At 72.3% G+C, this 14,438-nt stretch carries 16 protein-coding genes; 4 read left to right on the top strand and 12 right to left on the bottom strand.

Annotation, left to right across the window (positions count from 1 at the left end; translation table 11 throughout):
* Positions 1-41: 41 nt before the first annotated feature.
* Complete coding sequence (locus ACYVKF_RS05685; RefSeq protein WP_460965435.1) at positions 42-644, top strand: GNAT family N-acetyltransferase; 603 nt, start codon at positions 42-44, stop codon at positions 642-644.
* On the opposite strand, the gene ACYVKF_RS05680 is transcribed toward ACYVKF_RS05685, so the two are convergent.
* Positions 635-1,771, bottom strand: a complete 1,137-nt coding sequence (locus tag ACYVKF_RS05680; RefSeq protein ID WP_460965433.1) for an FG-GAP-like repeat-containing protein — start codon at positions 1,769-1,771, stop codon at positions 635-637. The genes ACYVKF_RS05685 and ACYVKF_RS05680 overlap by 10 nt on opposite strands.
* 166 nt (positions 1,772-1,937) lie before the next feature.
* Here ACYVKF_RS05680 and ACYVKF_RS05675 point away from each other — a divergent pair, with 166 nt between their 5' ends.
* The gene (locus ACYVKF_RS05675) at positions 1,938-3,911 is read left to right on the top strand and encodes a thioredoxin domain-containing protein (protein WP_460965431.1); all 1,974 of its coding nucleotides are present in this window, start codon (positions 1,938-1,940) and stop codon (positions 3,909-3,911) included.
* Here ACYVKF_RS05675 and ACYVKF_RS05670 read toward each other — a convergent pair.
* The 4 genes from ACYVKF_RS05670 to ACYVKF_RS05655 are packed head-to-tail and all read right to left on the bottom strand — an operon-like array spanning position 3,892 to position 7,365.
* Positions 3,892-4,509, bottom strand: coding sequence for a histone deacetylase (locus ACYVKF_RS05670; RefSeq protein ID WP_460965429.1), 618 nt, complete (start codon positions 4,507-4,509; stop codon positions 3,892-3,894). The two genes, ACYVKF_RS05675 and ACYVKF_RS05670, sit on opposite strands and share 20 nt — an antisense overlap.
* Positions 4,510-4,551: 42 nt before the next feature.
* Complete coding sequence (locus ACYVKF_RS05665) at positions 4,552-5,352, bottom strand: FAD:protein FMN transferase (protein ID WP_460965427.1); 801 nt, start codon at positions 5,350-5,352, stop codon at positions 4,552-4,554.
* On the bottom strand, positions 5,349-5,921 hold the full coding sequence (locus tag ACYVKF_RS05660; protein ID WP_460965425.1) for an FMN-binding protein: 573 nt from the start codon (positions 5,919-5,921) through the stop codon (positions 5,349-5,351). The genes ACYVKF_RS05665 and ACYVKF_RS05660 overlap by 4 nt, the downstream gene beginning before the upstream one ends.
* 10 nt (positions 5,922-5,931) lie before the next feature.
* The gene (locus ACYVKF_RS05655) at positions 5,932-7,365 is read right to left on the bottom strand and encodes a ferredoxin reductase family protein (RefSeq protein ID WP_460965423.1); all 1,434 of its coding nucleotides are present in this window, start codon (positions 7,363-7,365) and stop codon (positions 5,932-5,934) included.
* A gap of 120 nt (positions 7,366-7,485) precedes the next feature.
* On the opposite strand from ACYVKF_RS05655, the gene ACYVKF_RS05650 reads away from it, so the two are divergent.
* Positions 7,486-8,013: a TIGR03086 family metal-binding protein gene (locus ACYVKF_RS05650; protein ID WP_460965421.1), complete on the top strand. Its 528-nt coding sequence runs from the start codon at positions 7,486-7,488 to the stop codon at positions 8,011-8,013.
* Positions 8,014-8,108: 95 nt separating this feature from the next.
* Here ACYVKF_RS05650 and ACYVKF_RS05645 read toward each other — a convergent pair whose 3' ends face one another.
* The 4 genes from ACYVKF_RS05645 to ACYVKF_RS05630 are packed head-to-tail and all read right to left on the bottom strand — an operon-like array spanning position 8,109 to position 12,111.
* Complete coding sequence (locus ACYVKF_RS05645; RefSeq protein ID WP_056915086.1) at positions 8,109-8,789, bottom strand: nucleoside/nucleotide kinase family protein; 681 nt, start codon at positions 8,787-8,789, stop codon at positions 8,109-8,111.
* Positions 8,786-9,568, bottom strand: coding sequence for a sulfite exporter TauE/SafE family protein (locus ACYVKF_RS05640; RefSeq protein ID WP_056915087.1), 783 nt, complete (start codon positions 9,566-9,568; stop codon positions 8,786-8,788). The genes ACYVKF_RS05645 and ACYVKF_RS05640 overlap by 4 nt, the downstream gene beginning before the upstream one ends.
* Positions 9,569-10,327 (bottom strand): HAD family hydrolase, encoded by a 759-nt coding sequence (locus tag ACYVKF_RS05635; protein ID WP_460965418.1) that lies wholly within the window; start codon positions 10,325-10,327, stop codon positions 9,569-9,571.
* Positions 10,327-12,111 carry a proline--tRNA ligase gene (locus ACYVKF_RS05630; RefSeq protein ID WP_056918180.1) on the bottom strand — a complete coding sequence of 595 codons (1,785 nt, stop codon included), beginning with the start codon at positions 12,109-12,111 and terminating at the stop codon, positions 10,327-10,329. Before ACYVKF_RS05630 ends, ACYVKF_RS05635 begins: the two co-directional genes overlap by 1 nt.
* A gap of 119 nt (positions 12,112-12,230) precedes the next feature.
* Here ACYVKF_RS05630 and ACYVKF_RS05625 point away from each other — a divergent pair, with 119 nt between their 5' ends.
* Positions 12,231-12,866 (top strand): pyridoxamine 5'-phosphate oxidase family protein, encoded by a 636-nt coding sequence (locus ACYVKF_RS05625; RefSeq protein ID WP_460965416.1) that lies wholly within the window; start codon positions 12,231-12,233, stop codon positions 12,864-12,866.
* 13 nt (positions 12,867-12,879) lie between these two features.
* On the opposite strand, the gene ACYVKF_RS05620 is transcribed toward ACYVKF_RS05625, so the two are convergent.
* From ACYVKF_RS05620 to ACYVKF_RS05610, 3 genes are read right to left on the bottom strand one after another with little or no spacing between them, the layout of a single operon-like run.
* Entirely contained in the window at positions 12,880-13,296 is a 417-nt protein-coding gene (locus tag ACYVKF_RS05620; protein WP_056915091.1) for a DoxX family protein, read from the bottom strand.
* Positions 13,293-13,544: a hypothetical protein gene (locus ACYVKF_RS05615; protein ID WP_460965414.1), complete on the bottom strand. Its 252-nt coding sequence runs from the start codon at positions 13,542-13,544 to the stop codon at positions 13,293-13,295. The genes ACYVKF_RS05620 and ACYVKF_RS05615 overlap by 4 nt, the downstream gene beginning before the upstream one ends.
* Complete coding sequence (locus ACYVKF_RS05610) at positions 13,544-14,389, bottom strand: GNAT family N-acetyltransferase (protein WP_056915093.1); 846 nt, start codon at positions 14,387-14,389, stop codon at positions 13,544-13,546. Before ACYVKF_RS05610 ends, ACYVKF_RS05615 begins: the two co-directional genes overlap by 1 nt.
* Between the last annotated feature and the right edge of the window lie 49 nt (positions 14,390-14,438).

The following is a 14,438-nucleotide window of genomic DNA, read 5'->3' as shown; positions in this document are numbered from 1 at the left end:
GCTGCCCACGTGAGTGACGCACGCGTCATACGGTGGGGCCCATGGCCGACCCGACCACGACTGCCACCACACCCACCGAGCTGCACACCGACCGCCTCGTCCTGCGCGAGTGGCGCGCCGAGGACCGCGCACCGTTCGCCGCGCTCAACGACGACCCGGCCGTCATGGAGCACTTCCCCGAGCACCTCACGCGGGCGGCGAGCGACGCGATGGCGGACCGCATCGAAGCAGCCCTGACGCAGCACGGATGGGGCCTGTGGGCGACGGAGGTGGCGGAGACCGGGGAGTTCATCGGCTTCGTGGGGTTGTCGATCCCGCGGTTCGAGGAGCACTTTACCCCGTGCGTCGAGATCGGCTGGCGCCTCGCGCGGTCGTCGTGGGGTCGTGGCTACGCCCCGGAGGGTGCGCGCGCGGCCCTCGCCCACGCGTTCGGCCCGCTGGGCCTCCGCGAGGTGGTCGCCATGACCATCCCCGCCAACGACCGCTCCCAGTCCGTCATGCGCAAGATCGGTATGGCGCGGGACGAGTCCGCGGACTTCGACCACCCCCTGATCCCCGAGGGTGACCCGACCCGCCGCCACGTCCTCTACCGGATCAGCCGCGACCAGTGGCTGGCCCAGCAGGCTGGTTCGGCTCAGAAGTAGCGCCGCCACCCCGTCCCGACGACCTTCGGCGAACGCACGTGGCCCCTGCCGTCGCCGGCGTAGACCCGCAGCGTCCCGTCGTTCGTGACGCCGAGGAGGTCGGCCCGACCGTCGCCGGTGAAGTCGCCGACAGGTCCCACCATGGCCAGACCGGCCCAGCCGGTGCCGACCTTCGTTCGGGCACCGCGGAAGCCGCCTCTGCCGTTGCCGGGGTACAGCCACAGCGCACCGGAACGGTCGACGGCCAGCACGTCCCGGGTGCGGTCGCCGTTGAAGTCAGCGGTGGCGAACATGCCCACGAAGCTCCCCCAGCCGGTCCCGATCCGGCGTCCGGCGGCGACCTTGCCGTGACCGTTCCCGGCATAGAGGTTGAGCTCGCCCTTCGCGTTGACGGCGAGGACGTCGGAGCGGCCGTCGCCCGAGAAGTCACCGCCACCCGTGATGAACCGCATGCCGCCCCAGCCCTTCCCGACGAGGATGGGGTCGGTGAGGAAGCCCTGGTACCCGCCGAGGTAGAGGGTGAGCCGTCCACCGTTGTCGGTCAGGAGGTCGGGCCGCCCGTCGCCGTTCATGTCGCCAGCGGGGAGGACGCGGCTCGCCGGGACGACGTCCGCGACAGGGTGTCCCCCGCCCGAGATGCCGCCCCTGCCATTCCCCCAGTAGGCCCGGGTGTGCTCGATGGTCCGGTCGAAGGCGACGAGGTCGCCGTGGCCGTCCTTGCTGAGGTCACCCACCCCGATGACCGAGGCGGTCAGCAGCGGGGTGGTGGTGAACGTCGCTGCCGGGCCCGGTCCGGCAGCGCTCAGGGCTCGGACGGAGACCGTGTACGTCCTCCCTGCATCGAGCCCGTCGATGATCCCGGTGTAGATGTTGACCCCCGTGAGCTCCTTCACGTGGTGACCCGGCTCGGCGACGATCTCGTACCCGGTGATCTCGCCGATGTCGGGCGAGGAGCCGAACGAGATCCTGGCACCGTGCGGCCACGGCCTGCTCGTGATCGACGGTGCCTGCGGCACGTGACCGGACGTGACGCCCGCCTCTGCAGGCGCGGCGACCACGACCCCTCCCACCGTTGCCAGTGCGGCGACGAACGCGCCGACGTACCTGCCACTCCCGAGATGCACCATGAGATCCCCACCGTCCTCTGTGTCGTCCGGGCGGATCGTAGAACTCCAAGTGCACTCCCCGGCCCCGATCCGGCGGAACTGCGTGCACACGCAACACCACCGGGCTCGTCCGCCGTAGGGGGGGACGCTCGTACCCCGCCCGGCCGCGCCGCATACGGTGGTGGGCATGGCCAACCGCCTCGCGAACTCGACCTCCCCGTACCTCCTCCAGCACCAGGACAACCCCGTCGACTGGCAGGAGTGGGGTCCGGACGCCTTCGCCGAGGCCCGTCGCCGCGACGTGCCGGTCCTGCTCTCGGTCGGGTATGCCGCCTGCCACTGGTGCCACGTGATGGCCCACGAGTCGTTCGAGGACGAGGACGTGGCCCGGGTGGTCAACGCCGACTACGTCGCCATCAAGGTCGACCGTGAGGAACGCCCTGACATCGACGCCGTCTACATGGCCGCGACGACCGCCCTGACGGGCCAGGGCGGATGGCCGATGACGTGCCTGCTCACACCGGACGGCGACCCCTTCTTCGCCGGGACCTACTTCCCGAGGCCGCAGTTCCTGCAGCTGCTCGCGGGCGCCACGGCGGCCTGGACCGACCAACGTGCCAGGGTCCTCGAGAGCGGGAGCCACATCGCCGAGACCCTGCGCGGTCTCTCCGCCCCCACGACGCCGCACGCTCTCGGTGCCGACGTCCTCGACGCCGCCGTCGACACCCTGCGGGGCCAGTTCGACCACGGCGCAGCAGGTTTCGGTGGCGCACCGAAGTTCCCGCCGTCGATGGTGCTGGAGTTCCTGCTGCGCAACCATGCCCGGACCGGCGACGACGATGCCTTCGCCATGGCCTCCCGCACCTGTCACGCGATGGCCCGCGGCGGGATGTACGACCAGCTCGGAGGCGGCTTCGCGCGCTACTCCGTGGACGCCCGGTGGGTGGTCCCCCACTTCGAGAAGATGCTCTACGACAACGCCCAGCTGCTTCGGGTCTACACGCACCTGTTCCGCAGCACCGGTGACGCCCTCGCCCGCCGGGTCGTCGTGGAGACCGCGGAGTTCCTGCTGCGCGACCTCCGCACGGAGCAGGGCGGGTTCGCGTCGGCGCTGGATGCCGACACCGACGGGGTGGAGGGGCTGACGTACGCGTGGACCCCTGCCCAGCTCGTCGAGGTGCTGGGCCACGAGGACGGGACCCGGGCTGCGGCGCTGCTGTCCGTCACGGCCCGGGGCACGTTCGAGCACGGCTCGTCCACGCTGCAGCTGTTGACCGACCCCGACGACGCGTCCTGGTGGGCGGCAGCGCGCGCTCGCCTGCTCGAGGCGCGCGACCGGCGACCGCAGCCGGCTCGCGACGACAAGGTGGTCACGTCATGGAACGGCCTGGCCATCGCGGCCCTGGCCGACGCCGGTGCCCTGCTCGACGAACCGGCGATGCTGGCCGCGGCCGAGGTCTGCGCCGAGTTCGTCGTGGGAACCCACGTCGTGGAGGGGCGACTGCGCCGAGCCTCCCGGGACGGCGTGGTCGGGGGCGCGGCCGGTGTCGCCGACGACTACGGCAACCTCGCCGAGGGCCTGCTCGCGCTGCACCAGGCGACCGGGCGCGCCCGGTGGCTCGAGGTCGCCCGGACGTTGCTGCGGACGGCGACCGAACGTTTCACCGCCGAGGACGGCGGCTTCCACGACACGGCCGACGACGCGGAGGCGTTGTTCACCCGCCCGCGCAGCGCCGCCGACAACGCCGAGCCGTCAGGGCAGTCCGCCCTCGCGGGTGCCCTGCTGACCTGCTCAGCCCTCGTCGGTGACAGCGGGATGCGTGAACGTGCCGAGGCTGCGCTCGGGGCGTCCGGGCAGCTCGCGGCCCGCGACCCCCGCTTCGGCGGCTGGGCCCTCGCCGTCGCCGAGGCATCCCTGGCCGGACCGCTCCAGGTGGCCGTCGTCGGCAGCGGCCCGGACGCGGCAGCCCTGGCGGCGACGGTGCGCCGGTCCACGTCGCCCGGCCTCGTGACCGTCGCTGGTCAGCCAGACGCCGACGGGATACCGCTGCTTGCCGAGCGGCCCCTCGTCGGTGGCCGCTCGGCGGCCTACGTCTGTCGCGGGTTCGTCTGCGACGCGCCGGTGACGGACGTCGACGCCCTCACCGCAGCGCTGCGCTGACCACCGCCAGGAGCTGCGCCGCGTCCCAGCCCAGCTCGGCGCCGGGGCGCGCCGTGAGGTAGTCCGTGATGGCGTGCGCACCGAGGCCGTGGCTCTCCCGCAGGCCACGGGCGATCATCTCGACGTATGGCCGGGTGGGCGTGTTGCGTTGCAGCGAAACAGGATCCGGCGTGGTGAACGTCAGGACGGGGTGGCCGTCGAGCTCCCCGACGAGGTGAAGGGACTCGTAGCGGCCGGGACCCAGGTCGTGACGTGACTCGTCCAGCACGGTCGTGAGGTCGAGGTCCTCCCCCGGCTCGCGGTGCATCTCCTGGGCGGCGACGTCGGCGAACTGCTGCTCGGTCAGGAGGTACGCCCGGGCGAGCGCCGTCCCGGTCGCGGTCGCGTCGTAGAAGGCGATGCCTCCACCCCAGGTGGGCGACTCCCAGGCGAAGAACACCTCCCCGGGAAGGGTCATCGGACGGTCGTCCGCCGGGGCGGTCGTGTCGCGAGCGCCCGGGTAGGTCCGCGTCGCACCGGGTGGCCGACCCCCCTGCAGGTAGCAGAGGAACCGGTCGCGGGCGAGGTTGCTGCCGTAGCTCGCGTACCAGACCTGCACGCGGACCACTGTGCCAGAGGGGTCGCCGGACCACGCCCGCGCTCAGAGGACGAACGTTCGGTACTGCGGGTCGTTCACGGCCAGCGCCTCGCGCCCCGCCACGGGGTCGACGAACAGGGCCGTGGCCCAGACGTCGGCCCACAGCAGGCTCGGACCCCACACGGTCGCCGAACCCGTGCGCTCGACGGCTCCGCCCGAACGCGGGTCGGCGATGTGCGCCCCGCGGGCCGCCGTGCCCGAGGTGGCCAGTCCACCCGTGTCCAGGTCCAGGGTGGCGGCCACGGTGCCCGGCCGCGCAGGGTCCTCGATGCCGACGCGCCAGGTGGACGGCCTGGTGTCCCGGCCCGCGCCCGCGACCAGGTCGCCACCGGCGTTGAGGCAGAACGAGATCCCGGGCACGTTGGCCAGGTGCGCAGCCGCCTTCTCCACCGCCCACCCCTTGACGAGGCCGGTCGGGTCGTAGCCCCCGGCGCCGGGGTAGGACGCCGTGAACAGGCCCGCGGTCCGGCGCTGCGCCTCAGCACACAGGAGCGCGACCTCCTCGTGCCACGGGTGCGCCAGGGCACCGTCGAGCTCGCCACGGCGCAGGCGCATCAGCTCGCTGTCGGCACGCCAGGTGCTGAACAGGGCGTCGACCTTCTGCAGGGTCGACCACACCTGGCCGACCGCCGCCTCGACCTCGGGCGTGTCGACCCTCCCCCGCACGTGCGCCGACACCGACAGGCCCATGACCTGGGTGACGAACGCCCGGCGAGGGAGCGCGGCGTCCGAGCCCGACCGCGTGGGCGGCTCCGAGGTCGCCCCGGTGGCGCCGCCGGGCCGCTCCAACGTCGGGGCGCTCACAGGTGGGCCTGGTCGATGGCGGACTGCAGCGACTGGATGTAGCCGTCGGAGGTGTAGGTCGCACCGGACACCACGTCGATGGTCGAGCTCTGGGACGCGACGGCCTCCCGGTTGAGGATCGGCACGGCGTAGGAGTTGATCTCCTGGTCGCGGTGGTCGTTCCACGGGACCTGCAGCACGGCAGAGGCCGTGATCTTGCCGCCCTTCACGGTGATCTGGACCTGGACGTCGCCGTACCGCGTGCTGACCGCGTCACCGGCGTACGTCTTCGCGGCCGAGGACGACGAGCTGGACGACGAGCCGGTCGGCGAGGACGACGAGCTGGAGGAGCTCGGGGTCGAGGTGTCGCTCGGGGTGTCCGACGCGGTGCCGGAGGACCCGGAGGAGGTCGAGTCGCCGCCGTCGGTCGAGGTCGTCGTCTCCGGGGTGGGGACGGCTGCCGGCGTGGCCGCCTGGGCGATGACGGGGGCTCCCACCGTCGAGCCCTTGCTGGAGGTCGACGTGTGGTAGCTGAACAGCAGGACCAGCGTGGTGAGGGTGGACAGGCTCCACAGGGTGATGCGTCGCACTTCAGGTCTCCTAGTACTCGAACAGCTCGAGGTGGATGTGGTCGGACGGGACACCGCAGTCGAGGGCGGCGTTGCGAGCCGCGTCCATCCACTTCGGTGCGCCGCAGAGGAAGATGTCGCGCTCCGCCACGTCCGGGACGAGCTGGCTCAGTGCCTGCGCGTCGCTGAGGTGGGCCGCGGAGGCCGGCAGCCAGGAGTCTCGACCCAGGACGCGAGCGCCCTCGACGGTGACGTACCGAGCACCCTTCTCGCGAGCCAGCTCGAACAGCTCGGCGGCGAAGACGAACTGGTCACGGCTGTGGGCCCGGTGCACGACGACGACGTCGCCGGGGTCCTGCTCGAGACCCTCGAGCAGGGCGCGGATCGGGGTGATGCCGATCCCCGCGCCCATGAGCAGGACCTTGCGGCGGGTGCGCACCCCCGGGTGCAGGCGCCCGTACGGTCCCTCGATGAGCACCCGGGTGCCGGGCGCCATCGTGGCCAGGCGGGCGGTGCCGTCGCCGACCTCGGCCGCCGTGATCCTCAGGGACCGGCCGTCGGGGGCCGCGGACAGGGAGTAGGGGTGGGCGCGGCTCCAGCCCGGACCGTCGAGGAAGCGCCACTGGAGGAACTGCCCGGGCTCCACGTCGAGCTTCTCGACGCCGCGGCCGGTGACGACCACGGAGGTGACCCCCGGCCCCTCGTCGACGACCGAGTCGACCCGCAGCGGGGCCCGCAGCGAGCGCCAGGCGGGCACGCCGATCCGGTAGCCGAGGACGGCCGCCGCGCACACGGCATACAGGGTCCACCAGAAGACCGTCGAGGCGGTGGAGGCCAGGAACTCCCGCCCGGTCCACAGCTGGTGCGGCAGGGCGAGGCCCGCGCCGAGGTAGCCGTAGAGGTGGATGAGGTGCCACGACTCGTAGCGCAGCCGGCGCCGGGCCCTGCGCACCGAGGTCACGACGACCATGCACAGCGCGATGGTGCCGGCCGTGGCCAGGAGCATGCCCGGGTAGTGCAGCACCAGGTCGACGAGCGTCCCCCAGATCCCCGTGGGGGTCCCGGCGGCGTAGCCGAGGGTGATGAGCACGATGTGCGCCCACAGCAGGTTGAACGACGTGAACCCGACCAGCCGGTGCGTCCTCGCGAGCTCGTCCTGGCCCCACGCCTGCTCGAACCACGGCACCCGTGCCATGAGGAAGACCTGCACGAGCAGCAGCGCCGAGGCGATGAGTCCGGTGAGTCGGCCGGTGCTGGTGAGGGCCCCCGCGACCGAACCGAGGTCCTGGATGCCGCCGTTGGCGACCCAGAGCGCGGTCACCCACAGCAGCACGAGCCAGAAGGCGGCCGCCGAGGCGTCGCGCCACCAGCGCGGGACGGTCCGGACCGCACGGCTCCGGTATGCCGCCGGGGCGGCCGGGGAGGGGGCGGGCGCCATGGGGGCCGGCACGTCGATCGTGGTCACAGGAGAACTGTGCGGCCGAAGTCTAGGAGTTTGCTGTGGACAGCCCGTGACGTCGGTTTGGCTTTCCCGACCTGCCCGAAAGGTCTTGTCTGGACGGAGTTGGAGTGGTTGCGTGGCGGGATGGACACCTCACGAGACGACCTCTCGACCCTGGACCGTGGCCTCACCCAGCTCGGCACCCTCGTGGAGTCGGTGCAACCTGCCGACCTCGACCGGCCGACGCCCTGCTCCGACTGGACCGTGCGCGAGCTGCTCGGCCACGTCGTCCAGGGACCGGCCAACTTCGCGACCTCGGTGCGCGGCGGCAAGCCGGACTGGTCCGCCGGGAGCGAGCTGCCCGACGACTGGGCCGACACCTTCCGCACGCACGCCGACGACCTCCGCGCCGCCTGGGACGAGAACCCCGACGCCGAGGGTGGAGCGGGATTCCAGACCGCCGAGCTGGCCGTGCACGCCTGGGACCTGGCGACCGCCCTGGGCAAGGACAGCGGTGAGCTCGACGCCGGGGTGGCCGAGGCCGGGTACGCGACGATGTCGCAGGCCCTCACGCCAGAAGCCCGGGGCCAGGCCTTCCGGCCCGAGCAGGACGCCCCGGAGGACGCCGGCCCGTACGAGCGATTGGCCGCGTTCGCCGGCCGCTCCGTCTGATCCCGCAGTCCTTGAGTGGTCCGACCGGTCCTGGCCCGCCGGACCACTCAACGACCGGAGCGCGCGACGGGAGGGCGCGGACGGGGCGGGTGCGGTCAGTCGACCACGAGGCCGTCGACGACGACCACGTCGGCCCGGTCGCGCCCGGTGACGACGAGCCGGGCGTTGGCCTCGTCGGACCGGTCGACCCACGCCTCGGCGTCGTCGACCTCACGCCCGGTGAGGACGTGCCGGTCGACCAGGCGGGCCCGCCGCTGCTCGGCCGCCAGGTCGCAGAACCACACCTCGTCGAGCTCGGCGCGGACCGTCGGCCAGCCACCGTCGGGCAGCAGCAGGTAGTTGCCCTCGGTGAGGACGAGGTCGGCGCCCACGGGGACCTCGATCGAGTCGGGCTCCGGTTCGCCGACACCGTGGTCGAAGCTCGGGGCCCACAGCGCCGCTCGCGGGGTGGCCCGGGCGGTGGTGAGGGTCGCGGCATACGCCTCCACGTCGAAGGTGTCCGGGGCGCCCTTGCGGTGCCGGCGCCCCAGGCGGTCCAGCTCCGCGTTGGGCAGGTGGTAGCCGTCCATCGGCACGTGGGCGACACGTCCCGCAAGGCGAGGGTCAGCCGCGGCAGCAGCGAGCACAGCGAGGACGAGCGTGGTCTTGCCCGCGCCGGGCGCCCCGCTGATGCCCAGGACCCGTCGGCGTCCCTCGAGGGTGGCGGCCTCCACGAGGACGGCGCAGCGGTCGAGCAGCCGGGGGTCCGGGCGCAGCACCGGTCCCGCGGCCGTCATGCCCACACCCCCAGCACCGAGCCGCCGATCCGGACGATGAACGCGACGAGGACGACGACGAAGACCACGCGCACGAACCTACTCCCCCGGGCGACGGCGGTCCTGGCCCCGACGTACCCCCCGACGATGTTGGCGACCGCCATGACGGCACCGATGGTCCACATGACGTGCCCGCCGGGGACGAAGACCGTCAGCGCCCCGAGGTTGGTGGCGAAGTTGGCGATCTTGGCCTTGGCGCTGGCCTCGAGGAACGCGTACCCCATCAGGCCGACGAGGGCGAAGACGAGGAACGACCCGGTGCCCGGCCCCAGCGCGCCGTCGTAGACGCCGATGACGAAACCGGTGAGCATCGCGACCACGGTGTGGCGGTGGCCGTCGAACCGCAGCGCCGTCTCGTGCCCGAGGCGCGGTTTGGCGACGGTGTAGGCACCGACGACCACGAGCATGACCAGGATGACCGGGTTGAACGCCGCCTTGGGGATGTGCAGCCCGAGGAGCGCCCCGCCGACCGCCCCGACGTACGCGACCGCTGCCATGGGCAGGGCCGTGCGCAGGTCGGGACGGACCCTGCGCCAGTAGGTGATCGAGCTCGTGGTGGTGCCGAAGATCCCGGCGATCTTGTTGGTCGCCAGCAGCTGCGCCGGGGTCGCCGACGGGAAGCCGAGGAGCAGGGCCGGGAGCTGCACGAGCCCACCGCCGCCCACCACGGCGTCGACCCACCCCGCGCCGAACCCCGCCAGGGCCATCAGCAGGACCGTGGTCAGGTCGAGGTCGGGCACCTACCGACCCAGCCAGCCGTCGACGATGTCCAGGATGTCGAGCAGCTCGTAGGCCTCGGCGTCGGGCGTGACGTCGACCGTGACCCGCTGGCTCTCCGGGATGTCGCTGTGCGGCACCCAGATCGCGCGCATGCCGACCTGCTGGGGGCCGTGCACGTCCTCGTACGGCCGGTCGCCGACGTAGACCGCTGCCTGCGGCTCGACACCGACCGCGGCGCAGGCGGCGAGGAACGCCTCGGGGTGCGGCTTCACGACGTGGATCTCGGAGGAGTACACGTCACCGTCGACGAGGTCCAGGACGCCGTCGCGCTGGAACACCTCGCGGTGGTAGGCCCGCGTCCAGATCGTGTTGGACAGCACGCCCACCTTGAGCCCGCGGTCGTGCAGCCCCTCCCAGAGCGGGCGGACCTGTGGGTCCGTGTGGGTGTGCGGCTCCCAGAACCTCCGGTATGCCGCCAGCGCCAGGTGGTGCCGGTCGTGCTCGGCGTCCACCCCCGCGTCCGCGAGGATCTGCTCGATCGACGCGCTCTCGTGGCTCTCGCGTCCCCGGGACCACGCGCGCTCCTCGGCGGCGTGGATCCGCATCGCGAGCGAGTCGGCCTCGGCAAGGTCGTCGGCCGGCATGTCGGGATCCTCGACGGGCAGGCCGTGGACCTCGCGCGCGAAGACCCGCCACTGCTTCGGCAGGTCGACATCGTGCCAGGGCGTCAACGTGCCGCCCCAGTCGAAGATGACCGCCTGCAGGGGCACAGCCCCCATCAGCCGGCCGAGCCGTTCACCGCGGCCAGGACCGCTGCGACGACGCCGTCGACCGGGACCTCGGTGCGCTCCCCGGTGGCGCGGTCCTTGACCTCGACGATGCCGTTCTCGAGCGACTTGCCGACGACCACGATGGTCGGGATGCCGATGAGCTCGGAGTCCTTGAACCGCACGCCGGGGCTGACCTTCTGCCGGTCGTCGAACAGCACCGTCAGGCCCGCGGCCTCGAGCTCGCGGACGAGCTCCTCGGACTTCGTGAAGACCTCGGGGTCGCGGTTCATGTCCTTGCCCGCGGCGACCAGGTGGACGTCGGCGGGGGCGATCTCGCGCGGCCAGCGCAGGCCGAGCTCGTCGTGGTTGCCCTCCGCGACGCAGGCCACCGCCCGCGAGACCCCGACGCCGTAGGAACCCATGATGACCGTCTGGAGCTTGCCGTTCTGGTCCAGCACCTTGAGGTCGAGGGCCTCGGCGTACTTCGTGCCGAGCTGGAAGATGTGGCCCATCTCGATGCCGCGGGCCGACTCGAGGTCGTGGCCGCACGAGGGGCAGGCGTCGCCGGGGCGGACGTCGGCCGCCTCGATCGTGCCGTCGGCGGTGAAGTCGCGGCCGGCGACGAGGTCGATGACGTGCTTGCCGGGGACGTCGGCACCGGTCACCCAGCGGGTGCCCTCGACGACGCGGGGGTCGAGCAGGTAGCGGATCCTCGACGACGACTCGGAGCCGAGGGCGCCCGGCCCGATGTAGCCCTTGGCGAGGGCGGGGTTGGCCGCGAAGTCCTTCTCCTCGAACGCCTCCACCTCGGCGGGCTCGACCTGGGCGCCCAGGCGCTTCTCGTCGATCTCGCGGTCGCCGGGCACCCCGATGGCGAGGGGCTCGCGGGTGCCGTCGGGGTGCACGAGCACGACGAGGACGTTCTTCAGGGTGTCGCTCGCGGCCCAAGGACGGTCCTCCCGGGGGAAGGCCGCGTTGAGGTGGTCGACCAGGGTCTCGATGGTCGGGGTGTCGGGGGTGTCCTCGGCGTGCGCGGCAGGCGCGTCGTCGTAGGGCAACGCGTCGGGGACGGGCACCTGCACGGCCTCGACGTTCGCGGCATACCCGCAGTTGCGGCAGTGGACGTAGGTGTCCTCGCCGTTCTCCGCGGTGGCGAGGAACTCCTCGCTCTTGGACCCGCCCATGGCGCCGGCCATCGCCTGGACGATGACGTAGTGGAAGCCGAGCCGGTTGAAGATGCGGACGTATGCGTCACGGTGCAGCTGGTAGCTCTTGTCGAGCCCGGCCACGTCGATGTCGAACGAGTAGGAGTCCTTCATGATGAACTCGCGGCCGCGCAGGATGCCGGCGCGCGGACGCGCCTCGTCGCGGTACTTCGTCTGGATCTGGTAGATCGACAGGGGCAGGTCCTTGTAGGACGAGTAGAGGTCCTTCACCGTGAGGGTGAACATCTCCTCGTGCGTCGGGCCGAGCAGGTAGTCGGCACCCTTGCGGTCCTGGAGGCGGAAGATGTTGTCGCCGTACTCGGTCCAGCGCCCGGACGCCTCGAAGGGCTCCTTGGGCAGCAGGGCGGGGAAGAGCAGCTCCTGGGAGCCGATCGCGTCCATCTCCTCGCGGACGATCTTCTCGACCTTGCGCAGGACCTTCAGGCCGAGCGGCAGCCAGGTGTAGATGCCGGGGCTGACGCGGCGGATGTAGCCGGCCCGGACGAGCAGCCGGTGGCTCGGCACCTCGGCATCGGCCGGGTCCTCGCGAAGGGTTCGCAGGAACAGGGTCGACATGCGCAGTGCCACTTCGGACTCCTCAGGTGGTGGACAACCACCAGAGGATATCGGTGCGTGTGCCGCGGGCTCACCCCAGTTGTGCCGGCGGAGGGCCGCACGGGTCCGGACGGCGCTGGCACACTGGCGGCATGAGCTCCGACGCCACCGTGGACGACCACCGGATCGAGACCGCCGACCAGCTGCGGGAGCTCGTCGGCGACCCGCTCCCCCGGGTGCGGGACAAGGTCAGGACGTCGCTGCACGAGCTCGACCGGGACTGGATCGCCGCGTCACCGTTCTGCGTCGTGTCGACCTCGGACGCCCGGGGACGGTGCGACTCCTCGCCGAAGGGCGACCCGGCGGGGTTCGTCAAGGTCCTCGACGACACGACGCTCGCCGTCCCCGAGCGAAAGGGCAACAAGCGGGTCGACGGATACCTCAACGTCCTGGAGAACCCGCACGCCGGCCTGATCTTCCTCGTCCCCGGCCGCGGTGACACGCTGCGTGTCAACGGCCGCGCCCGGCTGGTCTCCGACGCCCCGTGGTTCGACGACATGGAGGTCAAGGGCCACCGCCCCGTGCTGGCACTCGTCCTCGACGTGGAGGAGGTCTTCTTCCACTGCGCCAAGGCGTTCATGCGCAGCAAGCTGTGGCACCCGGCGACCTGGGACCCGATGGCCGTCGGCTCCCGGCCGGAGATCGCCAAGGCCCTGGAACGACCGGAGGACTCGGTCGAGGAGCTCGAGAGGTACTACGGCGAGCAGTACTCGACCGGCCTGTACTGACCGGCACGCCTCGTCAGCGGCCGGCGGCCCGGAGGGCGGTGCGGATCAGCGGGAGCTGGAGCGGCAGCCGCGCCACGGTGCCGGCGAACATCGCCCTGGCCCCGGTGGTCTGCCGGCGCTGGGCGCGCTTGCCGTGGTTGACGCTCATCTGGACGTTGCCCGGCAGGATCGCCACCAGCAGGGCGGCGCTCCCCCAGCCGGCGAGGCGACGGGTCCGCGGGTGGAGCAGGCCGGCGGCACAGACGAGCTCGGCGACACCGGACGCGTAGACCAGCTCGCGTCGTCGCGGGAGCGAGTTCGGCACGAGCGGCTCGAACACCTCCGGCTTGGTCAGGTGGGTCACCCCCGACGTGAGGAACAGCGCCGCCAGCCCGGCGACATCCTTGCTCAGGGGCGGGGTGGTGTCGCGAACGGCGCGCAGGGAGGTCATGGGTCCATCCTGTCCGGCTCGGCCACCCGGTGCGCGGCGAGGTACCGCAGCCGGGCCCGCAGCGCCAGGGCGAAGGTGACCCCACCGAGGGCGACCAGCACGAGGCCGACCCAGAGCCAGGTGCGCCCCTCGGGCTGCACCCCGGGCACGAGCGCGACGAACAGGCCGAAGGCGAGCACGGAGCCGGTGAGCCACAGCAGGGCGTTGCCCGCGGCCGGGTCGTCCTCCCGGGGCGCGTCCTTCTGCATCAGAGCAGGACGGTCGAGAACGAACCGACGTCCTCGAAGCCGACCTTCGTGTAGGTCGCACGCGCGCTGGTGTTGAAGTCGTTGACGTACAACGTGACCCACTTGGCCCGCGTGGCCATCACCTGCTCGACGACGGACGCCATGAGCGGCACGGCCAGCCCCTGCCCGCGCAGGTGCGGTGCCAGCCACACGCCCTGCAGCTGGGCGCACCCGAGGGCCACCGACCCGACGTCGGCCTTGAAGATGACGGCACCGTCCTCGACGACGACGAAGGTGTGGCCCCGGTCGATGAGGGCCAGAAGCGCAGTCCGGTATGCCGCGCCGGACCCCGAGTAGGGCGGGTAGCCGATCTCCCCCTCGAACATGTGCGCCGCGGCCGGCATCACGAGGTCGACCTCGTCGGTCGTCGCGGGGCGCACGCGCGGGTCGAGGTCGACCCCGAGGGACGACGGCAGGTCCATCGCGCTCATGAGGGGCTGGTCGGCACGCACCGCGCGCGCGGGACCCCACGCAGGGGCGAGGTGGCGCCACAGCTCGGCCACCTGGTCGGCCGGGCCGAGGATCGACGCGCAGTGCCGTCGCCAGCGACGGACCCGGTCGGCGAAGAAGGCGATGTCGGCCTCGTCGGCCTCGACGGGGACGAGGTTGGCGCTGGACCAGCACAGCGACTGCAGGCGTCCGTCGACGCGGTGCCCGAGGACGGTTCCCGGCTGCGTCGTCAGCACCCCTTCGAGCAGGCGGGCGGCGACGAAGACGTTGGCCGGGAGGTTGCGGGCGCACACCTCGAGGGCGTCGTCGCGGTCCGCCGCCGTCAGGGCGTGGACCGGGTTCCGGGTGCGCAGCACGCAGTCAGCCTAGGCCGTGCGTGACGTCTGCGCGCCGCTATCGACCGAC

The sequence above is a fragment of the Pedococcus soli genome, assembly GCF_054782575.1.
This window is presented reverse-complemented; position numbering and strand designations above follow the sequence as displayed.